We start from the raw sequence: 21,735 nt of genomic DNA, 5'->3' as shown, positions 1-21,735 counted from the left end.
GAATCGAAGGGCTATGGCTACTCCGCATCCCCTCACCACGACCGCCAGCGGCGCCGACGTCCGCGTCCGCTTCTGCCCCTCCCCGACAGGGCTGCCGCACGTTGGCATGGTCCGCACGGCTCTGTACAACTGGGCGTACGCCCGCCACAACGGCGGGAAGATGGTGTTCCGCATCGAGGACACCGACGCCGCCCGCGACAGCGAGGAGAGCTTCCGCCAGCTCGTCGACGCGCTCACGTGGCTGAAGATCGACTGGGACGAGGGCGTCGAGGTCGGCGGCCCGCACGCCCCGTACCGCCAGTCCGAGCGGCACGACATCTACCGCGAGGTCATCGACAAGCTCCTCGCGACGGGCGCGCTCTACGAGAGCTACTCGACGGCCGAGGAGATCGACGCCCGCAACGAGGCCAACGGCCGCGCGAAGCAGCTCGGCTACGACAACTTCGACCGTGACCTCACCGATGAGCAGAAGGCCGCCTTCCGCGCCGAGGGCCGGCAGCCCGCCCTCCGCCTGCGGGTGCCGGACGAGGACCTCACGTACGTCGATCTCATCCGCGGGGAGGTCACCTTCCCCGCCGGCTCCTTCCCGGACTTCGTCGTCGTGCGCCCCAACGGCGTGCCGCTGTACACGTTCGTGAACCCCGTCGACGACGCGCTGATGGGCATCACCCACGTGCTCCGCGGCGAAGACCTCATGCCGTCCACCGCGCGACAGCTCTCGCTCTACGCCGCTCTCATCGACGCAGGTGTGACGACGTTCGTGCCGCGGTTCGCCCACATGCCGCTCGTGCTGGGGGAGACCGGAAACAAGAAGCTCTCCAAGCGCGACCCGCAGGCCGATCTGTTCCTGCACCGGGAGCGCGGCTTCATCCACGAGGGCCTGCTGAACTACCTCGCGCTCCTGGGGTGGTCGATCGGCCCGGACCGCGACGTCTTCTCGCTCGACGAGTTCATCGCCGCCTTCGACATCGAGAACGTGAACCCCAACCCGGCCCGCTTCGACCAGAAGAAGGCCGAGTCGATCAACGGCGACCACATCCGCATGCTCGACGTGAAGGACTTCGCGGAGCGCACGGTCCCGTACCTCGCCGCGGCCGGCCTGTTCGACGAGCCGACCCACGAGCAGCTGGTCCTGGCGTTCCGCGCGGCTCCGCTGGTGCAGGAGCGTGTGCAGCTGCTGGGCGAGGTGCCGGGCATGCTCGGCTTCCTGTTCCGCGACGAGGTGTCGTACGACGCGGATGCGCTCAAGGGGCTGCCGGCCAACGCGGCCGAGGTGCTGGACGCCTGCGTCACCGCCCTGGAGCCGGTCACCGACTTCACCCCGGAGAAGATCCAGGAGGCGCTGTCGACGGCGCTCGTGGAGAACCTCGAGCTCAAGCCGCGCGTGGCCTACGGGCCCCCGCGTGTGGCCATCACCGGACGCCGCGTGTCGCCGCCGCTGTTCGAGTCGATGGAGCTGCTGGGCAAGGACGAGTCGCTTCACCGCCTGCGCGCGCTCTCGGCGTTCCTCGCCCACTGATCCGCGACGCGCCCGAGCGGCGACACGGCACCGGTGGTTTTGGTGATCGGTCGCCGCTCGGGTAAGCTTGACTCTCGGTGCGAGGCTCCGGTTTCGCCCTTGGGGTATGGTGTAATTGGCAACACGGCTGATTCTGGTTCAGTTGTTCTTGGTTCGAGTCCAGGTACCCCAGCACTTCGAAAACCCCCGCTCCGGCGGGGGTTTTGCTTTTCCGGCACGGTGGCCTCAGTTCTTCACGCGGCTTCGAGGAAGGGCTCGTACCGATAACCCGTCTCGTCGAGGATCGACACTGTCGATTCGGGGACCTCGAGGAATGCGCCCGGCAGATCGTTCAGCGGCTCGGAGACGATCACGTGCGCACGGCGGCCGAAGACGCGCAGCCGTTCGGCATCGGGGTACATCCGGCGAAGAGTCTCGATGTCGGTGGAGTGGAAGAGGGAGCGGGAGCGCCCAGCCGTCGAGTACCGGAATGCCCAGACGGTGGCGCCGTCGGACACCGCGAAGGTTCCCTGGACCGGGAAGCGGACGCCACGCTCGCGCCCCACGCGCTCGGCCTCGCGGATGGCCGCCCGCATCCCCGCGATCGGATCGTCCTGGAGGCCGAGGGTCAGGGCGAGGTGGAACAGCACCTCAGAGTCGGTGGTGCCCTGGATCTCCGGGTAGAGGGAGGGATCGACGGCGAGCGTGAGGTCGCGTTTCACGGTCAGGAAGTCCGCCAAGCCGCCGTTGTGCATGAAGAGCCAGTTCGCGTGCCGGAACGGGTGGCAGTTGGTCTGCTGGACCGGCGGGCCCGCGGCAGCCCTCACATGGCTGAAGAACAGCGGGCTGCGGATCGTGCGGGAGATCTCGCGCAGGTTCAGATCGTTCCAGGCGGGCTCCATACTCCGGAACAGAGCGGGCTGCACAGGCTGCCCTGCGTCGTCACGGTTCGGCACGGGATACCAGCCGAGGCCGAACCCGTCCCCGTTCACCGTCTCCGCACCCAGGGGTGAGTCCAGAGACTGCGCCACGAGGGAATGCCGCGCGTCGAGGATCACCTCCGACGGGTGCAGCGGTTCTCCCACGTACGCCAGCCACCGACACATGTCGACACCTCGTCCCCGACCCGATCACGTCTGTGCCCGACGATACGCGGGATCCACCGTGCGGTCGACCGTGTGTGGCGGGGCTGCGCGGTCACCCACTGTCCCCGGCTCCTGGAACAATGACGAGGTGATCGGTATGAAGTCCTTCTGGAACGCGCTCCCCACCGAGGGGCGCTGGTTGCTGTCGACCGTGGCGATCCAGACCCTCGGGCGGGGGATGACGCTGCCGTTCACGATCATCTACCTCCACGAGGTCCGCGGCTTCGACCTCGGGTTCTCGGGTGCGCTCATGAGCCTCATCGCGATCACGGGGCTCGTGGTCACGGGTCCCGGCGGCACGCTCATCGACCGCTTCGGCGCCCGGCGGGTGCTGATCGTGGGCCTGCTGGCGATGATCGCGGGGTGCACGCTCCTCGCCTACGCCACACATCCCGCCGTCGCGACCGTCGCGGTCGTGCTCATCGGGATCAACTTCGGGGTCTCCTGGCCCGGCTTCAACGCCCTGATCGCCTCGGTGGTCGACGGCGAGGTCCGTCAGCAGTACTTCGGCGTGAACTTCGCCCTCGTCAACCTCGGCATCGGCGTGGGAGGCATCATCGGCGGCTTCTTCGTCGACGTGACGGAGCCGTCGACCTTCACCACGATCTTCCTCATCGACGCGGCCACGAGCCTCATCCCGCTCGCTCTGCTCCTCGGCCCGCTCCGGCACGTGCGCACCCAGGCGGACCCGGACCCTGCGGTGACCACCGAGGGCGGTTACCGGGAGATCCTGCGGCGCCCCGCGGTGCTCTGGATGACGCTGCTGACCTTCTTCTCCGTCTTCATCGGCTACGGACAGATCGAGGCCGGCTTCCCCGCCTACGCCCGTCAGATCGCCCAGGTCTCGACCGCCGTCGTCGGCATCTCGTTCGCGGTGAACACGGCCGTCATCGTGCTGCTGCAGTTCGCCGTCCTCCGGCTCATCACCGGGCGCCGGCGCACCAGGGTCATGCAGGTCATGGCCCTCATCTGGGCCGTCTCCTGGGTCATGCTCGGCGCCGCGGGCCTGCTTCCGGACTCGGTCACGGCCGCGATCGCGGTGATCGCGTTCATGGGCGTGTTCGCGTTCGGAGAGACCATGATGCAGCCGACGATCCCGGCCATCTACAACGATCTCGCGACGGACCGCACCCGCGGGCGCTACAACGCCCTCAACTCCGCGGCCTTCCAGGGCGGAGCGATCCTCGGTCCGCTCGTCGCGGGGGTGCTCCTCGGCGTCGGCGTCAGCGGCTGGTTCATCGCGGTCATGGTCGCGGGCAGCCTCGCCGTCGGCGTGCTGGCGGTGGTGCTGGAGCGGGTGCTCCCGGCAGCGGCCAACGGCAGCAGCGCCGAGGTCCATCGAACGGACGAGGTCGAACGGACGCCGCCGGTCTAGGCTCCGAGCATGGCCCTCGAACCGCTCTTCCTCCGTCTCGACCGGATCGCGGGTGGGCGGCAGGCCGGCGTGCTGATCAGCGACGCCGGTCGCACCCATCCGCGGACCGTCCGTGCCTTCACCTGGATCCTCTGGCTGCTCGTCGCCGAGCTGGTGCTCGGGGTGGGCGCCGTCGTGGTCGCCCTGGTGCTCGCCGCCGACGGCGACAGCGTGCCCTTCGCCGTGTGGATGCGCACCCTCGTGGTGCTGGCGATGACGGCGACGCTGTTCTACTTCGCGTGGCGCGCACGCCGCGGATGGCGCTGGGCCTACCTCCGGCTGCGGTTGTTCGCGCAGATCTTCCCCGTCATCACGCTCGTCATGGCGGCGATCCCCGGCCTCTACCCGGTCTGGATGGTCACCGAGCAGATCGTCTTCAGCCTCATCATGATCGGGATCGCGGACTTCCTCACCAGCGACCACATGCGGGCGGTCTTCGCGAAGGACACCGACGCGGATAGCACGCCGGCGGGGTGAGACGCCACTCCCTTCCCGCCGAGACCGCGGTCACTCCACACTCGGAGGAGCTGCACGGCGGGAGGAGAGACGCATGGCGCGACTGGTGCGAGTGGTACCCGGCCAGGACCCGGGTTTCACACGGAAGCGGACGAGCTCGGGGTTCCGGTACGTCGATCCGACGGGGGAGCCGGCGCCCGAGGCGGATCGCGAACGCATCAGCGACCTGGTGATCCCGCCGGCGTGGCAGGACGTGTGGATCGCGGCCGACCCGCTCGCGCACATCCAGGCCGTCGGGATCGACACCGCCGGGCGCAAGCAGTACCTCTACCACCCGCTCTGGCGGGTCTCCCGTGACCGTCGCAAGTTCGTCCGGGCGCTGGATCTCGCCGCAGCTCTGCCCAGCGCCCGCGCGCAGGTCACCAAGGCGCTCAAGGAGGACGGGCAGACGAAGGAGCGCGCCCTCGCGATCGCCTTCCGCCTCCTCGACGACGCCGCGCTGCGGATCGGTTCCGAACGCTACCTGGCGCGTCACGGCAGCCGGGGCCTGACCACCCTCCGCCGCCGCGACGTCCGCATCGACGGCGGCGACGTCGCCCTCTCCTTCCCGGCGAAGAGCGGACAGACCGCCGCGATCGAGATCACCGACGAATCCCTCGCCGAAGCCCTCACCGACTTCGCGAGCGGCGCCTCGACCGCCTTCCTCCTGGCGTACCGGAAAGGCCGGCGGCGGGTGAAGATCACGCCCGCCGAGGTCAACACGTACCTCAAGGACGTACTCGGGGCCAGCTTCTCGGCCAAGGACTTCCGGACGCTGCACGGCACGATCATCGCCGCAGACGCCCTCGCCCGCATCGGAGCCCTCGACCGCCGCGGTCAGCGGAACCAGGCCGAGCGTCTCGCGGTGCAGGCGGCGGCGACGGCGCTCGGCAACACGACCGCGGTCGCCCGCAACAGCTACATCGATCCCCGTGTGTTCCGGCAGTACGGTCGGGGGCGGACGCTCGACCTCGACGTGACGCCCGAGACGGCGATCCGGCGACTGCTGGGCGGACCGGAGACGTCGCGGAAAGTCAACCGGCGAGGGACAGGACGGCGCGGTTGAACGCGCCGACGCTCCCCGGTCGTCCCCGGGAAGATGCCAGGATGGGGGGATGCACACCGCGAACCTGACCCGTGAGGAGACTGCGGCGCGATCCGCCGCGATCACCCTGCACCGCATCCGCGTCGAGCTGGACCTGACCGGAGCCCCGGAGCGGGCGCGCACGGGCTTCCCGACCACGACCGTCCTGGAGTTCGATGCGACCGTCCAGAGCACGTGGCTCGACTTCATCGGCGAGGAGGTCGTCCGCGTCGAGGTGAACGGGGAGCAGCGGGACGTCGTCTACGACGGGGCGCGCCTGACGATCGACGGCCTCGCGGCCTCGAACGTCGTCCTGGTCGAGGCGGTCGGTGCCTACAGCCGGTCGGGGGAGGGGCTGCACCGGTTCCACGACCCGGCAGACGACCGCACCTACCTGTACACCCAGTACGAGCCCGCGGACTCCCGTCGGGTGATGGCCTGCTTCGAGCAGCCGGACATGAAGGCGGAGTACACCTTCGTCGTCGACGCACCGTCCGGGTGGGAGGTGCTCTCGAACCAGTCGCCGGCTCACGTCGACCTCGGCGTCGGCGTGCAGCGGGTGCAGTTCGCCCCCACGCTGCCGATCTCGAGCTACATCACGGCGATCGCGGCCGGCCCCTATGCCCGCGTCGACGGGGAGTGGACCAGAGACGAGCAGCGGGTCGCCCTCGGCGTCTTCGTCCGCCGTTCGCTCGTCGACCACCTCGAGGCCGACGAGATCCTCGAGGTCACCCGGCAGGGGCTCGACTTCTTCACCAACGCCTTCGCCTATCCCTACCCGTGGGGCAAGTACGACCAGATCTTCGTCCCCGAGTACAACCTCGGTGCGATGGAGAATCCCGGTCTGGTCACCTTCACGGAGGGCTACCTCTCGCGCGGCGCCGCCACCGAGGCGCAGCGGGCGGGCCGGGCCAACACGATCCTCCACGAGATGGCGCACATGTGGTTCGGCGACCTCGTCACGATGACGTGGTGGGACGACCTCTGGCTCAAGGAGTCGTTCGCCGACTACATGGGCTCGCACGCCTCGGCGGTGGCCACCCGGTTCCACGACGCGTGGGTGACGTTCGCCATGCGTCGCAAGGCCTGGGCCTATCAGCAGGATCAGCTGCCCACGACCCACCCCATCGTCGCCGACATCCCCGACCTCGAGGCCGCGAAGCTGAACTTCGACGGCATCACCTACGCCAAGGGCGCTTCGGTGCTGAAGCAGCTGGTCGCCTTCGTAGGCGACGAGGCGTTCTTCGAGGGGGCTCGCCGGTACTTCGCCGCCAACGCCTTCGGCAACACCACTCTCGTCGACTTCCTCGTCGAGCTCAGCGCGGTGTCCGGCCGGGACATGACCGACTGGGCGGCCGCCTGGCTGCAGACGACGGGCGTCTCGACGATCTGGACGGAGACCGACGCCGACGGAGGGCACCATCTCGTGCAGGACGACGTCCGTCCGCACCGCCTGCGGATCGGGCTGTACGACCGCGTGGATGGCCGCATCGTGCGGCGGGAGCAGCGGGAGCTGGACCTGATCGGGGAGCGCGTGGACATCGACCTCCCCGAGGCTGATCTCGTGCTGCTCAACGACGACGACCTCACCTATGCGAAGGCGCGCCTCGACGAGCGGTCCCTCCGCACCGTCGAGGAGTCGCTGTCCGACATCGAGGACCCGCTCGCCCGGGCGCTCGTGTGGTCGTCGCTCTGGAACGCCACCCGTGACGGCGAACTCGACGCGGCTCGCTTCGTCGCGATCGTGCGGGCGCACGCGCCGCGGGAGTCGAACGGCGGTCTGCTGGCCGCGGCGCTCCTCGACGCTGCTTTCGCGCTGCGGCATTTCGTCCGCGACGACCGACGCGACGCGGAGCAGCGCGCCTGGACCGAGGCCACGTGGTCGACGCTGCAGCAGGCGGACGCCGGCAGCGACGCCCAGCTCTCCTGGGCGCGCGCGCTGGCGGCGGCCTCGGCTTTCGACGACATCCATCACGCCGAGGTCCGTGCCCTGCTCGACGGCGATGTGCCCGAGGGCCTCGTCGTTGATCCCGACCTCCGCTGGCAGCTCCTCACGGCCCTCGTGACGACCGGCCACGCTGATCTCGCGGACATCGCCGCGGAGGAGGAGCGGGACGACACCGGCGACGGACGCACCGCCGCCCGCCGCGCTCGCGCCTCCGTCCCCGACGCGGCGGTGCGCGCGGCCGCCTGGACGGCCGCGTGGGACGACCGGTCGCTCACCAACGACCACCTCGATGCCGAGATCGGGGGCTTCCGCGCCGGCGGCCGCCGCGACCTCATCGAGTCCTTCGACGAGGAGTACTTCGAGCGGATCGGAGCCGCGTGGTCGGAGCGGAGCATCGAGATCGCTCGTCGCCTGGTGATCGGTCTGTTCCCCGCGCGGTCCTCGCTGGACCTGGTCGATGCCTGGCTGTCGGCCAGCCCCAAGGCCCCGGCGGCGCTGCGACGACTCCTCATCGAGCAGCGCGACCACCTCGCGCGTGACCTGCGGGTGCGGGGCGCACAGGGCTGACCGACAGCGATCCCGGCAGCGGTCAGCGCCTCAGGCTCTTCGCGATGGCCTTGCCCTCAGGGGACTCCGCCAGGGTGTCCCAGAGGTCTGCGGAGCTCAGCGACACGTACACCCCTGGCGCGCCCTGCTCGCCGCAGCCGTCCCCGTAGGACACGACGCCGATCTGGTAGGCGGTGTCGCGCGCCGGAGGTCGGCGGAAGAGTGGTCCGCCGCTGTCTCCCTGGCAGGAGTCCTTGCCGACGACGCCGGCACACATGTTCACTCCCGGGCGGAAGGAGTCGTAGCTGAGCTCGCATTCCTCCGTCGCGAGCATCGGCACCTGGACCTGACGGAGCCGGTCCGGGAAGTTCCCGAGAGCGGTGTCGGTGTTGCCCCAGCCGATGACGGTCGCCGACTGTCCAGGACGAAGGAGGGCGTCCGTCCCCTTGGTGGGCAGCTTCACGGGCACGATGCCCGAGACCGGGCGGTCGAGCGTCACGAAGGCGAGGTCGTAGGCCTCATCCCCCTGGAGGTAGCGCGGGTGCACGACGACCGGGCCACCGGCGTCCGTGCCGGCGAGACCGCGATCCTGACCCTGACTGCCGTCGGACAGCACGGTGCGGCCGACCGTCACCGTCACTCCGTCCACGTCGGGCACCGGGAGCCCGCTGAGGGGGTCAGCGCCCGTGACGCAATGCGCGGCGGTCATCACGACGCGCGGCGCCACCAGCGAGCCACCACAGAAGGCCTCGCCGGCGAACTGGAGGGACGCCATGAACGGATAGGCGTCGTTCGGCACCGCCGTGCCGCCGATGATCCGCGAGCTGGCACGTTCCTCGCGGTCGCCGGAATCGTCGTCCGCCCGTGCCGTCGCCGCCGTCGTGCCGACGAGGCCGGACGCGACGAGGGCGACGCCGGCGAGGGCGAGCCCGATCCTCTTCCTGCTCTGGTGAACTCCGGTCATCATCATGAGGACTGTTCCTTTCGTGACAGGTAACACGTTACGAGCGCCCAGTACAGCATCCGGTCACGACCGGAGCAAGAGTGCCCCGGTATCCTGGCCCGCGGTCAGGAGGCGCTGCCGGCCACGGCCTCGACGGTCATGCCCATCACGGTCCGTACGATCCACGGATGGGCGTGGTCGTCGGCGATGTGCGTCATGCCGAGCTTCTCCGCCACGCCTCGCGACGCCCGGTTCTCCGGGTGGATGATGGCGGTGAGGACGGTCGGTGCGAAGGTCTGCGCGACGAGGTCGACGCAGGCGCGCGCCGCCTCGGTGGCATAGCCGCGTCGCTGGCGGTCGGCGCGGACGTGATAGCCGACTTCGAGGACGGGGGAGTCGTTCACCCACTGCCAGGTAAGACCGCAGTCGCCGAGGAACTCCCCGTCGTGCGTCTCGATGATCCAGAGACCGTGGCCGTCCTCGCGGTAGCGCTGCTGCATGCGCGCGATCCACGCGGCGGCTTCGGTTCGCGACTTCGGCGCCGGGTAGTAGGCCATGACCTCGGGATCCCCGAGGAGCGCCGCCATCTCCTCGAGGTCGTCGGCGGTCATCTCCCGGAAGGCGAGCCGCGGCGTCGGGGCGGGAAGGAGGCGTCGCGGTGGGGTCACAGGTCCACGGCGTCGCCGGGCTCGAGCACGAGGAACTCGCCGCCGCCCGCCTCGGTCGCCCACTGCAGCCGCTGGCGGTGCATGTTCTTGCCGATCACGGACAGGGTCATGTCGTGCGTGCCGAACGCGCGGCGGGGCTTCACGGCGAGCACGTAGTCGATGGCTTCCCCGATCTTGAGCCACGGGGCTCCGAGCGGCGCGGCGAGGGTACCGACCTCGACGCCCTCGGGCACCGCATAGGAGTCGCCGGGGTAGTAGAACGCGTCGTTGACGAGCACGCCCACGTTGTCGATCGTCGGGATCGACGAGTGGATCACCGCGTGCGTGCCGCCGAAGAAGCGCAGGGTGAAGGCGCCGACCTCCACGGTGTCGCCGGGGGAGACGACCGTGACCTCATAGCCCTCCGCCGCCTTCGCCACGCCCTCCGGCCCGAAGATGGGGGTGCCGGGGGCCGCGCGGAGGATCCGGTCGAGGTGCTCCGGCGTCCAGTGGTCGGGGTGCTCGTGCGTGAGCACGATGGCGACCAGTCCGCTGAGATCGTGCAGCGGGGCGGTGAAGGATCCGGGATCGATCAGGAGGGTGTCGTCGTTCTGGTCCAGACGAAGGGTGGCATGTTCGAACTTGGTGACGCGCATGAGACGAGTCAACTCCTTCCCGGGGTCTGCGGCAAACGGAAATCGGCGCGCCACGCCCGGGATCTCGGGTGAGGGGGCCTCGATTTGGCGCAGTGAGAATCGCCGTGGCATACTTGAACGGTTGTCGCGGAACGGAAAAGTTCCGCAAGACGGCCCCATCGTATAGCGGCCTAGTACGCCGCCCTCTCACGGCGGTAACGCGGGTTCGAATCCCGCTGGGGTCACACAACACGACGAAAGCCCTCCGGTTCTCCGGGGGGCTTTCGTCGTTCCCGACCGTGCGCGTCAGTCGTCCGCGCGCAGCGACAGCGTCCGGAACGCGCGGGCCCGGAGCGGCACGAGCATGAGCGTCATCATCGCGCCACCGGCCACGACGAACGGCACCCAGACGGCGGTGAGGGAGGCGAGTGCGCCGAAGCCCGCCATCGCGAGCGGCATCAGGCAGTCGTCGCCGAGCCGGGTGAGGGAGCCCATCCGACCGAGGAACGCGGTGTCCACCGTCGCGGCGAACGTCGCGCTCAGCAGCACGGAGGCGTATCCCGCGGTGGCGCCGACCACAGCCGCTGCGACGGCCACCGTCCAGACGGGGCCGAACCCGAGCGCGACGATGCCCGCTCCCTGGACGAGGAGAGCGCCGAATCCGCTCCGCGCCTCGTGGCGCGGCCGCCATCTCGCGACCGCGGCCGCGCCCACGGCGGCACCGAGGCCGAGGAGGCCCTCGAACAGGCCGACCGCGGGAGCCCCCCATCCTTCGGCGTGCGCCCGCAGAGCGAGGCCGATGCCGACGGCCGGGCCGACCGCGAGGTTGAGCCCGGAGAGGGCGATGACGAGCGTGCGCGTCGTGGGGTTCGCCCCGAGGTGGGCGAACGCCGCGCCGATCGCGCGCAGGGACGACGTGCGCGGGGTCCTGGCGAGCCGGAACCGCGGGCGCAGGGCGATCGCCAGGAATCCGACGACGAGGGCGAAGGTCACCGCGTTCGCCGATGCGCTCCCCGCGAGACCGGCCTGGGCGACGAGCAGGCCGCCCAGAGCGGCGCCGCCCATCGTGCCCAGGCGTGATGCCGTCTGGATGACAGCCGCGTAGGAGGGGAGATCGTCGGTGCGCACCAGCTGTCGCCCGATGGTGCCCGCCGAGGGCTCGTAGAACGCGTCGCACACCCCGAACGCCACGGCGGCGGCGAGCAGGACGGGCACGGTCGGCGCCTGCGAGACCGTCCACACGGCAGCGGCGACGAGCACGCCCACACGCGCCGCGTTGCAGACCATCATCACCCGGCGGGCGTCGGCGCGATCCGCGACGACTCCGCCGAAGAGCAGGACCATGGCGCGCGGAATCGTGCCAGCGGCGACGACGAGTCCGGCGACGGCGGGGGAGGCGATCTGCACGGCCGTCCACGCCACCGCGATCGTCCACACGGCGTCGCCGGCATCGGACAGGGCCTTCACGCCGACCCACGCGTGCACCATCCGGTCGCGCCGGAACGGAGGAGGGGCCGAGAGCTCGAGGGGCGGGGTGAGTGCGGTCATCACGGTTCCGTGGGGAACGCGTGGGCGAAGAAGAACACGGGCGTGCGCTCCTGGCCGTCGTCCTCGTCGATCGATGCCTGCCAGTCCCGCAGCGCCTGCAGGACGCGTGCGGAGAGATCGCGCAGCTCGTCCGGGGTCGCCCAGGCGGTGGCCTCCGTGTTGGAGGCGTCGTAGTCAGCCACGGCGGGATCGCCTCGGCGGCGGTGCCAGCGCTGCAGACGGTCGATCTGCATGCGGATGCCCTGCCGCTGTGCCTCCCTGGCGAGGAGCGCATCACCGGGGGAATCGGCGAAGTCCTCCACCGACCAGGTTAGGCCCCGCCGTGCGACCGTCCACCAGCTCGTGCGCCGATCGCCGGTCGGGTCGGGGGCACGCGCGACGATCCCGGCGCGCTCGAGCATCCGGAGGTGATGGCTGATGCTGCCGACCTGGCTGTGGAGCGCGCGGGCGATCGCCGTCACCTGCGCCGTGCCGTAGAGCAGGAGGTGGTCGTAGATGCGACGCCGCAGCGGATGGTGCACGGCGGTGATCACGGAGATGTCTTCCACGCCCCGAAGGCTATGCAGCGGTTCGGAGACGCACAAGACTTCTTGTATACCGCGGAACGTCGGGCTATTCCTCCGTTCGGGGCTCAGCGGCCGCCGCCTTCCGGCGCCGTCGGCCGCGGCGGATGAGCCAGACGACCAGGACGACGACAGCGGCCACCGCGAGCCAGGGGAGGAGGAAGCCGAACGCGACCACCAGGGCGTTGAGCGAGACGACCAGACCGTTCCATCCGGCCCGCAACCCGTCGCCGAAGCCCGCGGGGTCCGCTGCGGCCGGGGCGTCCGCCCGCGACAGCTCCACCGTGAGGGACGACAGGGCCACCTGGTCCTCCAGGGCGGCGAGCTGCTGTTCGTACGACTCGAGCTGTGCCTGGCGATCGGTGAGCGCGACCTCGGCCTCGATGAGATCGGCGACCGAGCCCGACTGGCTCATGAGCTCCGTGAGCCGCTGCACCGAGGCGCGGGTCGACTCCACGCGGGCGCGGAGATCGATCGCGGTGGCGGTGACGTCCTGCTTCGTGACGGAGGACGACAGGACCTCCCCGGTGTCGCCGAGGGCGGCGATCACCGTGGTCAGGTCGTCGGCGGGGACGCGGACCGTTATCCAGCCGTACCCGGAGTCCGCGGGGACCCGCTCGGCGGGGGCATCCGTCGCGGCCGCCTTGCCGACCTCGGTGCTCTCGACGTAGCCGCCGTGTTCGACAGCGAGGTCGCCGATGGCGGCGGCGGCATCGGCGACGTCCTTCACCTGCACCGAGGCTTGGGCCGTGGCGACGATCTCCCTGGCATCCTCGGCGGACGCCGCCGCGTCCGATCCGACGGCACCAGGGAGGGTCGCCCCTTCGACGGCCCGGTCCGGCACGGCCGAGCCCGCCTCGTCGGTCGACCAGCCCACGACGCCGTCCGCGGTGGACAGGGACGACCCGCCGCCTCCCACGGCACCGAGGATCGGCGGCGTCACCAGAACCCCGACGACGAAGGCCGCCGCGATCCCGCCGGCCGTGAGCCACCGGCGTCGACGTCTCCTGGCGCGCTCTGCGCGCGGCGGAACCGGCGGCCGCTCGCCCTGGATCTCGCTGAAGACGGCCTCCTCGATGCGCGCGACGGTCGCGTCGGACACGGGCGGGAGGCTCTGCTGCGGGGTCTGGTCGTTCATGCGTCCCTCACTTCCTTGACGGCGCCGCGCAGCTGGATGCGCACGCGCGAGAGACGGTTCCGGACGACGGCGTGCGTCACGCCGAGCTCGTCGGCGGCGGCCTGGTAGGCGTAGCCCTCGGACGCGCACAGCCGGAAGATCTCCCGGTCGAGCTCGTTCAGGGTGCCCACCTCCGCGGCGATCCGCGCGGCGAGCGCGGCCGTGATCACCTGGTCCTCGACGCTCACGACGTCGGGGAGCTGATCGTCGACCGCATCCGTCGTGTGCGCCTGGTCGCGACGACGCTGGCGCAGCCGGTTCGCGGCCTGGAAGCGGCAGATGGTCGCGAGCCAGGGCAGGATCGATTCTCCCTGCAGCTCCAGCCCCGGAAGCTTGCGCCAGGCGACCACGAAGGTCTCCTGCGTCACATCCTCCGCGTCGGCGGCGGCGCCCAGGATGCCGTGGGCAATCCAGTACACGGGGCGCACGTGGGCGCGGTACAGCGCGCGGAAGGCGCTCTGGTCGCCGGCCGCCGCCTGGGCGGCCAATCGCTGGTCACTCGTCTGTCCGGGCATCCTGGTTCCGTTCGGTGTCTCTCCCTCGAGAGTGTCGGCGGATGTCCCATCGTCTCAGCACGGATTCGGATCCGCCGTCGTGTGTCGACTTCCTCGTCCCGATGACCCCCACCTCCGGTAGCATGGCCCGGGCGAGAGGGAGTATCCCGAATCCGCGCGTAACGTCATCACGAGCACCGACATCGCTGCTCCGGGCGCGCGCCGCACATCTGCGGGGGAGAGACTTTCGACTCATTCCCGACCCCTCGCGAAAGGTGCACAGCGCCCGTGGACATCCCCGTCTGGTTCGAGATCACCTCGATGGTCGTCCTCTCGATCATCCTGATCGGCGACCTGCTCCTCATCCGGCTGCGCCCGCACATCCCCTCCACCAAGGAGTCGACTCTCTGGGTCGTGTTCTATGTGGGCCTCGCCCTGCTCTTCGCGGTGCTGCTGGGGACCGTGGGCGGATGGCGGAACGCCGGGGACTTCATCACCGGGTGGGCGCTGGAGTACAGCCTCTCCGTCGACAACCTCTTCGTCTTCGTGCTGATCATGGCGCAGTTCGCGGTGCCGCGACGTCTGCAGCAGCAGGTGCTGATGGTCGGGATCATCATCGCGCTGGTCCTGCGCGGGCTGTTCATCCTCGTCGGCGTGACGATCATCGAGAACTTCTCGCCGATCTTCTACCTGTTCGGCGCCTTCCTCGTCTACACCGCCATCCGGCAGGCGATGCCGGAAGGCGAGCACGAGGACGACGTCAAGCGTGAGAACTTCATCGTCCGGCTGCTCCGCCGCCGGATCGACATCAGCGAGACCTACGACGGCTCGAAGATCCGCACGACCGTCGACGGGAAGCGGATGTGGACGCCGATGATCATCGTGTTCATCACGATCGGCGTCACCGACCTCATCTTCGCGATCGACTCGATCCCCGCGATCTTCGAGATCACGACCAACGGCTTCCTCGTCTTCGCCGCCAACATCTTCGCTCTCATGGGGCTGCGACAGCTCTACTTCCTCCTCGGCGACCTCCTGGACCGCCTCCGCTACCTTCACTACGGCATCGCCGTGATCCTCGGGTTCATCGGCATCAAGCTGATCCTGCATGCGCTGCACGTCAACGAGCTCCCGTTCATCAACGGCGGCGAGCACGTGGAATGGGTGCCGGACATCGACAACATGGTGTCGCTCGCCGTGATCCTCGTGTCGATGACGGTCGCGACGATCGCGAGCCTGATCGCCTCGTCCCGCGAGAAGCGCGCCGAGAAGCGCACCATCCCGGTCGGCGACTGAGTCCGCGCGGAGCGGGTCAGAACGCCTGCAGATTCGCCTGCAGACCGCCGTCCGCGTAGTCGCGGCGGAGGAGCCCGCGGCGGCGGAGGATCGGCACCAGCTCGTCGAGGGTGCGGTGCAGGGTCACGGGATGGAAGTCGCCCCAGAGGAGCACGCCGTCGTTGCCCCACTCGCCGATTTCCTCGACGAGATCGGCGAACTCCTCCGCGGTGCCCACGAACCCGCTGCGGTCGCGCAGCCGGCCGGTGCGGGCGAGCGCGGTGAGGTGCGCGCGGAGCGGGGCGTCCTCGCCCCGATCGCCGATCAGGCGCTGAATGCTCCCGCGGGAGACGTGCGCTCCGAAGACCGACGTGTCGAGGGGGCGGTCCAGATCGAGGGCCGTGAGATCGGTCTCCAGATCACTCGACTGCTTCCGGGCGATCTGCGCGAGTGCGGCGTCGTCCGGGTGTGCGGAGGCGGCCACGATCCGGTCGGCCTCCTCGGCGGACGCCGTGATCACGGGCTGGATGGCGAAGAGGACCTTGACGTCCTCGGCCCGGCGTCCGCGGGCGAGAGCCGCGTCGTGCACCCGCTGCCGGTACTCCCGCACCGCCTTCTCGTGCAGGGGAGCGAGCGCCAGCTGGACGTCGGAGTTCGCCCCCGCGAACGCCAGGCCGCGTCCGGAGCCGCCGGGGGAGACGATGGCCGGCTCGCCGTCCGTGAAGGGCAGGGCGTTCAGAGGGCCGTCGAAGTCGTAGTGGGTCCCGCGGTGCTGCACCGCGCGCATGCGCGTGCCGTCCGCGTAGACCCCGGAGACCGGATCGGCGACCAGCGCCCCGTCGTCCCAGCTCCGCCAGAGCGCGCGGATGCCGGCGAGCCACTCCTCGGCACGGTCGTACGCCTCGTCATGGCCGAGTTGCGGGGCCGCCGAGAAGTGCCGGGCGCTGCCGGTGTCGGTGACCACGTTGAGGCCGAGCCGGTGCCCGCTCAGGTGCTGCAGGGTCGCGAACTGCCGGGCCGAGGTGTAGGGCAGCGAGGCCGCGGGGTTCACGGTGGGCACCACCCCGAGATGACGGGTCGCCTGGAAGAGGTACGGTGCGAGCAGCAGGGGATCGTGCTTCGGGCCGCCGAACGCGTGACGCACGCGCAGGTCGATCGTGTCCGCCGAGCCGAGCGAGGGGCTGTCCTCGATGATCACGAGGTCGAAACCGGCCTGCTCCAGGGTGCGGGCCGCTTCCTGGTAGACCTCCGGCCGCGTCCAGTCGTAGTCCCAGTCCAGGGACGGATATCCCCACCCCTGGGGACCGAAGCCCCGGGCGAGGAACCACCCGAAGTGCTGCAGGCGGCTCATGCCACCGTTTCCCTGACGCTCTCGAGCACCCGCGCGAGGTCGCCGATCAGGTCGTCGACATCCTCGATGCCGATCGACAGCCGCAGCGTGCCGGGGCCGACGCCGAGGATCCGACGCTCCTCGTCGGTGCGCTGCGCGTGGCTGGTCGTGCCGGGGTGCAGCACGAGCGACCGCACGTCGCCGATGTGCGTCATGTGGGTGAACACGGACACCTCCTCCACGAAGCGACGGGCCGCGGGGAGACCGCTGCGCAGCGTGAAGGTGAAGATGGAGCCGAATCCGCCGTCGAGGTAGCGCAGCGCGGTCTCGTGGTGAGGATGCGAGGGCAGGCCGACGTAGTCCACGCTCTCCACGGCGTCGTGTGCGGCGAGCCAGCGTGCGACGGCGAGGGCGTTCTGCGACTGGCGCTCCACGCGCAGGCTGAGCGTCTCGGTGCCCTGGCCGATGAGGAACGCGTTGAGGGGCGAGGGCGAGGCGCCGAACCGCGGAGCCACCGACTCCCTGGCGTACCCGATGCGGGCGCGGCCGCCGTGCCGGGCGAAGACGCTGGGTGCGCCGCCCCGCCCGGGCAGCACGAGGTGCGGGGCGTTGTGCCCGGCGCGCTCCGCATCGAACCGGCCGTCGTCGATCACCACGCCGCCGAGCACCGCGCCCTGGCCTGCGAGGAACTTCGACGCGGAGTGCACCACGATCGCTGCGCCGTGCTCCAGCGGTCGGAGGAGGGCCGGGGTGGCCAGGGTGTTGTCGACGATCAGGGGGACGGCGATCTCGTCGGCCACGGCGCTCACCGCCGCCACGTCGAGCACGTCGTTGCGGGCGTTGGCGAGCGACTCCGCGAACAGCGCCCTGGTCGTCGGGCGTACGGCCTCCCGCCAGGCATCCGGGTCGGCGATGTCGTCCACGAACGTCGTCTCGATGCCGAGTCGGGCGAGGTTGTCCAGGAACAGCCCGCGGGTGCCCTCGTAGATGTGGGTCGAGGACACGATGTGATCGCCCGCGCCCACGACCGAGAGCAGAGCGGTGGTCACCGCGGCCTGTCCGCTGGCCACGAGCACGGCGTCGGCACCGGACTCCAGGCTCGCGAGCTGCCGCTCCACCGCGTGCACCGTGGGGTTGCCGGTGCGGGTGTACCCGAATCCGGTGCCGGTGCCGAAGTGGTCGGCGGCGTGATCGAAGTCGTCGAACTCGAACCCGGCCGTCAGGTAGATCGGCGTCACACGGGAGGCGGCAGCGGCTCGGCCTCTCGCAGCGTGGACGGCGCGGGTGGCGAAGCGGGCGGTCTCGACGGTCATGCGGGGGCCTCTCGGTCGATCGGGTGAGCAACAGAGTGTCACGGCGTGTCTCGGCGTGTCCGAGCGGTGGTAACCTGACGTCATGCGGACCGTGCTCCTTCTTAGCGGCCGCGGCGAGACCTCGATCTGAGCCCCTCCTCGTCGCGGAGTCCATCGTGGGCCGAACCGCCATCCACAGGAGACACGCCATGACCACCACCGCCGGTGCGGATTCCGCACGCCCCAGGACGCTCGCTGAGAAGGTCTGGGACGACCACCTCGTCGTCAAGGGCGAGGACGGCCAGCCCGACCTCATCTACATCGACCTGCACCTCGTCCACGAGGTCACCAGCCCGCAGGCCTTCGACGGCCTCCGCAGCGAGGGACGGCCGCTCCGCCGGCTCGACCTGACCATCGCGACGGAGGACCACAACACGCCGACGTGGGAGATCGACAAGCCCATCGCCGACCTGACCAGCCGCACGCAGATCGAGACGCTGCGCCGCAACGCCGCCGAGTTCGGCGTGCGTCTGCACTCCCTGGGGGACGCGGAGCAGGGGATCGTCCACGTCGTCGGCCCGCAGCTCGGCCTCACCATGCCCGGGATCACCGTGGTCTGCGGCGACTCGCACACGTCCACGCACGGCGCGTTCGGCGCGATGGCGTTCGGCATCGGCACCAGCGAGGTCGAGCACGTCATGGCGACCCAGACGCTGCCGCTGAAGCCGTTCAAGACGATGGCCATCACCGTCGAGGGCACGCTGCGTCCCGGCGTCACGGCGAAGGACATCATCCTCGCCGTGATCGCCAAGATCGGCACCGGCGGCGGTCAGGGCTACGTGCTCGAGTACCGCGGCAGCGCCATCCGCGCGCTCTCCATGGAGGGCCGCATGACGATCTGCAACATGTCGATCGAGGCGGGCGCCCGCGCCGGCATGGTGGCTCCGGACGAGACGACGTTCGCCTACCTCGAGGGGCGTCCGCACGCGCCGAAGGGCCAGGACTGGGACGACGCGGTCGCCTACTGGCGCACGCTGCCGACCGACGACGGCGCCACCTTCGATGCCGAGGTCTTTATCGACGCCGACGAGCTGGAGCCGTTCGTGACGTGGGGGACGAACCCCGGCCAGGGCAGCTCGCTCTCCGCCTCGGTGCCGAACCCGGCGGAGATCGCCGACCCGAACGAGCGGGCCGCCGCCGAGCGGGCGCTGGAGTACATGGACCTGACGCCGGGCACGCCCCTGAAGGAGGTGCCGGTCGACGCGGTGTTCATGGGCTCGTGCACGAACAGCCGCATCGAGGACCTCCGGGCCTTCGCCTCCATCATCCAGGGCAAGAAGAAGGCCGACGGCGTCCGGGTGATGGTCGTTCCCGGCTCCGCCCGCGTGCGGCTGGAGGCCGAGGCCGAGGGCCTGGATCAGGTCATCAAGGACTTCGGGGCGGAGTGGCGCTTCGCGGGATGCTCGATGTGTCTGGGCATGAACCCCGATCAGCTCGCCCCGGGGGAGCGCTGCGCCTCCACCTCGAACCGCAACTTCGAAGGGCGCCAGGGCAAGGGCGGCCGCACGCACCTCGTGTCCCCGCTCGTCGCGGCGGCGACCGCCATCCGCGGCACCCTGTCCAGCCCGAGCGATCTGGAGGCCTGACCATGGAGAAGTTCACCACCCACACGGGCATCGCCGCGCCGCTGAAGCGGTCGAACGTCGACACCGACCAGATCATCCCCGCGGTGTTCCTCAAGCGCGTCACCAAGACGGGTTTCGAGGACGCGCTGTTCCACGGCTGGCGGCAGGAACCGGAGTTCGTGCTCAACCAGGCGCCGTATCAGGGGGCCTCCGTCCTCGTCGCCGGGCCGGACTTCGGTACCGGTTCCAGCCGTGAACACGCCGTCTGGGCGCTTCGCGACTTCGGCTTCAAGGTCGTGCTGAGCCCGAGGTTCGCCGACATCTTCCGCGGCAACGCGGGCAAGCAGGGCCTCCTCGCGGCGACCATCACCGAGGCGGATCTGGAGCGGTTCTGGGCGATCATGGACGCCGATCCCGGCGCGCGCATGACCGTCGACCTCGAGGCGCGCACCGCCGCCATCGGCGACCTCACCGGAGGCGCGGAGGCCCGCTTCCAGGCCGACATCGGGATCGACGATTACACTAGATGGCGGCTCCTCGAAGGGCTCGATGACATCGGGCTCACGCTGCGCAACGAAGACAAGATCGCGCAGTTCGAGGCCCGTCGCGAGTCGTGGCGGCCGCGGACCCTCCCCGTCCAGTGAGACGGAGGGGGCGGGGGAGCCAGGGGTAACCCCGCCCCCGATGAATGAAGTGAGGCCCCGAATGACGACACCCGTGCGCGACGCTCTCTCCGACGACGTCCCCGCGCTGACCGGAGACGTCCTCGCCATCCGCGGAGGTCGTCCGCTGCGCGGACGGGTCGACGTGAAGGGCGCGAAGAACCTCGCCACCAAGGCGATGGTCGCGTCCCTGCTCGGGGAGACCACGAGCGTCCTGCGCGACGTGCCGGCCATCAGCGACGTCGCCGTGGTGCGCTCGCTGCTCGAGGTGCACGGCGTCCGCGTGTCGGAGGGCGACGAGCCCGGCTCCCTGGTGTTCGACCCCAGCGATGTCGAGTCGGCCCACTTCGAGGAGATCGACGCCCACGCGGGCGCCTCCCGGATCCCGATCCTGTTCTGCGGCCCGTTGCTGCACCGCCTCGGCCAGGCCTTCATCCCCGACCTCGGCGGGTGCCGCATCGGGGACCGTCCGATCGACTTCCACCTGGACGCGCTGCGCAAGTTCGGCGCGATCGTCGAGAAGCTCCCGAGCGGCATCCGCCTCTCCACGGGAGGAACCCGCCTGCACGGGGCGAACATCCACCTCCCGTACCCGAGCGTCGGCGCGACCGAGCAGGTGCTGCTGACCGCCGTCCGCGCCGAGGGCGTCACGGAGCTGCGCAACGCGGCGATCGAGCCCGAGATCATGGACCTCATCGCCGTCCTGCAGAAGATGGGCGCGATCATCTCCTACGAGCCGAACCGCGTCATCCTCATCGAGGGCGTCGAGAAGCTCCGTGGCTACGACCACCGGTCGATCTTCGACCGCAATGAGGCGGCCTCGTGGGCCTCGGCCGCCCTGGCCACGGACGGCGAGATCTTCGTCGGCGGCGCCAAGCAGCAGGAGATGCTCACCTTCCTCAACGTCTTCCGCAAGGCGGGCGGCTGGTTCGACATCCAGGAGGACGGCATCCTCTTCCGCCGCGACGGCGACATCAAGCCGGTCGTGATCGAGACCGACGTGCACCCGGGCTTCATGACCGACTGGCAGCAGCCGCTCGTGGTCGCCCTCACCCAGGCGCACGGCCGCTCGGTCGTGCACGAGACCGTGTACGAGAACCGGATGGGCTTCACCGAGGCGCTGGTCAAGATGGGGGCGGACATCGTCGTGCACCCGCGCGGCCTGCAGGACGGCCCGCGGCGCGTCCCGCGTCGTGACCTGGAGCAGGCTGCCGTCATCACCGGTCCCACGCCCCTGCACGGCGCCGACATCGTGGTGCCCGATCTGCGCGGCGGCTACAGCCACGTGATCGCGGCGCTGACGGCCACCGGCGAGTCGAAGGTGTCGGGCGTCGACATCCTGAGTCGCGGATACGAGAAGTTCCTCGCCAAGCTCGACGCGCTCGGCGCCGACTTCGACGTCCTCCGGTGAGCC

General features: G+C 70.2%; 19 protein-coding genes and 2 tRNA genes. 11 read left to right on the top strand and 10 right to left on the bottom strand.

Annotated elements, in window-relative coordinates:
• Nucleotides 1-13: 13 nt before the first annotated feature.
• Both gltX and AUV07_RS06725 read left to right on the top strand, forming a co-directional pair.
• Nucleotides 14-1,519, top strand: a complete 1,506-nt coding sequence (gltX, locus tag AUV07_RS06730) for a glutamate--tRNA ligase (RefSeq protein ID WP_062634796.1) — start codon at nucleotides 14-16, stop codon at nucleotides 1,517-1,519.
• A gap of 100 nt (nucleotides 1,520-1,619) precedes the next feature.
• Nucleotides 1,620-1,691: transfer RNA gene (locus AUV07_RS06725), tRNA-Gln, on the top strand.
• A gap of 61 nt (nucleotides 1,692-1,752) precedes the next feature.
• Here AUV07_RS06725 and AUV07_RS06720 read toward each other — a convergent pair.
• On the bottom strand, nucleotides 1,753-2,604 hold the full coding sequence (locus AUV07_RS06720) for a class II glutamine amidotransferase (protein WP_062634794.1): 852 nt from the start codon (nucleotides 2,602-2,604) through the stop codon (nucleotides 1,753-1,755).
• A gap of 136 nt (nucleotides 2,605-2,740) precedes the next feature.
• Between AUV07_RS06720 and AUV07_RS06715 the strand changes: the two genes are divergently transcribed.
• The 4 genes from AUV07_RS06715 (at nucleotide 2,741) to pepN (ending at nucleotide 8,151) form a co-directional block, all read left to right on the top strand.
• The gene (locus tag AUV07_RS06715; RefSeq protein ID WP_062634792.1) at nucleotides 2,741-4,018 is read left to right on the top strand and encodes an MFS transporter; all 1,278 of its coding nucleotides are present in this window, start codon (nucleotides 2,741-2,743) and stop codon (nucleotides 4,016-4,018) included.
• Nucleotides 4,019-4,027: 9 nt separating this feature from the next.
• Nucleotides 4,028-4,534, top strand: coding sequence for a hypothetical protein (locus AUV07_RS06710; protein WP_062634789.1), 507 nt, complete (start codon nucleotides 4,028-4,030; stop codon nucleotides 4,532-4,534).
• A 73-nt stretch (nucleotides 4,535-4,607) separates the two neighbouring features.
• Nucleotides 4,608-5,618: a DNA topoisomerase IB gene (locus AUV07_RS06705; RefSeq protein ID WP_062634787.1), complete on the top strand. Its 1,011-nt coding sequence runs from the start codon at nucleotides 4,608-4,610 to the stop codon at nucleotides 5,616-5,618.
• A gap of 49 nt (nucleotides 5,619-5,667) precedes the next feature.
• Nucleotides 5,668-8,151, top strand: a complete 2,484-nt coding sequence (gene pepN, locus AUV07_RS06700) for an aminopeptidase N (RefSeq protein WP_062634785.1) — start codon at nucleotides 5,668-5,670, stop codon at nucleotides 8,149-8,151.
• A 22-nt stretch (nucleotides 8,152-8,173) separates the two neighbouring features.
• Here the strand turns inward: pepN and AUV07_RS06695 are convergent, their stop codons facing one another.
• The 3 genes from AUV07_RS06695 to AUV07_RS06685 form a co-directional block, all read right to left on the bottom strand.
• Nucleotides 8,174-9,100 (bottom strand): S1 family peptidase, encoded by a 927-nt coding sequence (locus tag AUV07_RS06695; protein WP_231868209.1) that lies wholly within the window; start codon nucleotides 9,098-9,100, stop codon nucleotides 8,174-8,176.
• A gap of 98 nt (nucleotides 9,101-9,198) precedes the next feature.
• Nucleotides 9,199-9,741, bottom strand: a complete 543-nt coding sequence (locus AUV07_RS06690; protein ID WP_231868208.1) for a GNAT family N-acetyltransferase — start codon at nucleotides 9,739-9,741, stop codon at nucleotides 9,199-9,201.
• Nucleotides 9,738-10,376 carry an MBL fold metallo-hydrolase gene (locus AUV07_RS06685; protein ID WP_062634783.1) on the bottom strand — a complete coding sequence of 213 codons (639 nt, stop codon included), beginning with the start codon at nucleotides 10,374-10,376 and terminating at the stop codon, nucleotides 9,738-9,740. The genes AUV07_RS06690 and AUV07_RS06685 overlap by 4 nt, the downstream gene beginning before the upstream one ends.
• A 151-nt stretch (nucleotides 10,377-10,527) precedes the next feature.
• Here AUV07_RS06685 and AUV07_RS06680 point away from each other — a divergent pair.
• Nucleotides 10,528-10,600: transfer RNA gene (locus tag AUV07_RS06680), tRNA-Glu, on the top strand.
• Nucleotides 10,601-10,661: 61 nt separating this feature from the next.
• On the opposite strand, the gene AUV07_RS06675 is transcribed toward AUV07_RS06680, so the two are convergent.
• From AUV07_RS06675 to AUV07_RS06660, 4 genes are all read right to left on the bottom strand, one after another.
• Complete coding sequence (locus AUV07_RS06675) at nucleotides 10,662-11,903, bottom strand: MFS transporter (RefSeq protein ID WP_062634781.1); 1,242 nt, start codon at nucleotides 11,901-11,903, stop codon at nucleotides 10,662-10,664.
• Nucleotides 11,903-12,451, bottom strand: a complete 549-nt coding sequence (locus tag AUV07_RS06670; protein ID WP_062634779.1) for a helix-turn-helix domain-containing protein — start codon at nucleotides 12,449-12,451, stop codon at nucleotides 11,903-11,905. The genes AUV07_RS06675 and AUV07_RS06670 overlap by 1 nt, the downstream gene beginning before the upstream one ends.
• A gap of 64 nt (nucleotides 12,452-12,515) precedes the next feature.
• Complete coding sequence (locus tag AUV07_RS06665; RefSeq protein ID WP_062634777.1) at nucleotides 12,516-13,604, bottom strand: DUF4349 domain-containing protein; 1,089 nt, start codon at nucleotides 13,602-13,604, stop codon at nucleotides 12,516-12,518.
• The gene (locus AUV07_RS06660) at nucleotides 13,601-14,158 is read right to left on the bottom strand and encodes an RNA polymerase sigma factor (RefSeq protein WP_062634775.1); all 558 of its coding nucleotides are present in this window, start codon (nucleotides 14,156-14,158) and stop codon (nucleotides 13,601-13,603) included. The genes AUV07_RS06665 and AUV07_RS06660 overlap by 4 nt, the downstream gene beginning before the upstream one ends.
• Before the next feature lie 267 nt (nucleotides 14,159-14,425).
• Between AUV07_RS06660 and AUV07_RS06655 the strand changes: the two genes are divergently transcribed.
• Entirely contained in the window at nucleotides 14,426-15,433 is a 1,008-nt protein-coding gene (locus AUV07_RS06655; protein WP_062634773.1) for a TerC/Alx family metal homeostasis membrane protein, read from the top strand.
• A gap of 16 nt (nucleotides 15,434-15,449) precedes the next feature.
• Here the strand turns inward: AUV07_RS06655 and AUV07_RS06650 are convergent, their stop codons facing one another.
• Complete coding sequence (locus AUV07_RS06650) at nucleotides 15,450-16,763, bottom strand: LLM class flavin-dependent oxidoreductase (protein WP_062634771.1); 1,314 nt, start codon at nucleotides 16,761-16,763, stop codon at nucleotides 15,450-15,452.
• Nucleotides 16,760-18,055, bottom strand: a complete 1,296-nt coding sequence (locus tag AUV07_RS06645) for an O-acetylhomoserine aminocarboxypropyltransferase/cysteine synthase family protein (RefSeq protein ID WP_062634767.1) — start codon at nucleotides 18,053-18,055, stop codon at nucleotides 16,760-16,762. Before AUV07_RS06645 ends, AUV07_RS06650 begins: the two co-directional genes overlap by 4 nt.
• A gap of 188 nt (nucleotides 18,056-18,243) precedes the next feature.
• Here AUV07_RS06645 and leuC point away from each other — a divergent pair, with 188 nt between their 5' ends.
• The 3 genes from leuC (at nucleotide 18,244) to murA (ending at nucleotide 21,732) form a co-directional block, all read left to right on the top strand.
• On the top strand, nucleotides 18,244-19,680 hold the full coding sequence (gene leuC, locus AUV07_RS06640; RefSeq protein ID WP_062634765.1) for a 3-isopropylmalate dehydratase large subunit: 1,437 nt from the start codon (nucleotides 18,244-18,246) through the stop codon (nucleotides 19,678-19,680).
• 2 nt (nucleotides 19,681-19,682) lie between these two features.
• Nucleotides 19,683-20,303 (top strand): 3-isopropylmalate dehydratase small subunit, encoded by a 621-nt coding sequence (leuD, locus tag AUV07_RS06635; protein WP_062634763.1) that lies wholly within the window; start codon nucleotides 19,683-19,685, stop codon nucleotides 20,301-20,303.
• 61 nt (nucleotides 20,304-20,364) lie between these two features.
• Nucleotides 20,365-21,732 (top strand): UDP-N-acetylglucosamine 1-carboxyvinyltransferase, encoded by a 1,368-nt coding sequence (murA, locus tag AUV07_RS06630; protein ID WP_025103310.1) that lies wholly within the window; start codon nucleotides 20,365-20,367, stop codon nucleotides 21,730-21,732.
• The last annotated feature ends 3 nt before the right edge of the window (nucleotides 21,733-21,735 follow it).

The sequence above is a fragment of the Microbacterium sp. CH1 genome, assembly GCF_001595495.1.
Classification (GTDB): Bacteria; Actinomycetota; Actinomycetes; order Actinomycetales; family Microbacteriaceae; genus Microbacterium.
Note: the sequence above shows the minus strand (reverse complement) of the source record. Positions and strands in the feature narration are given on the sequence as shown.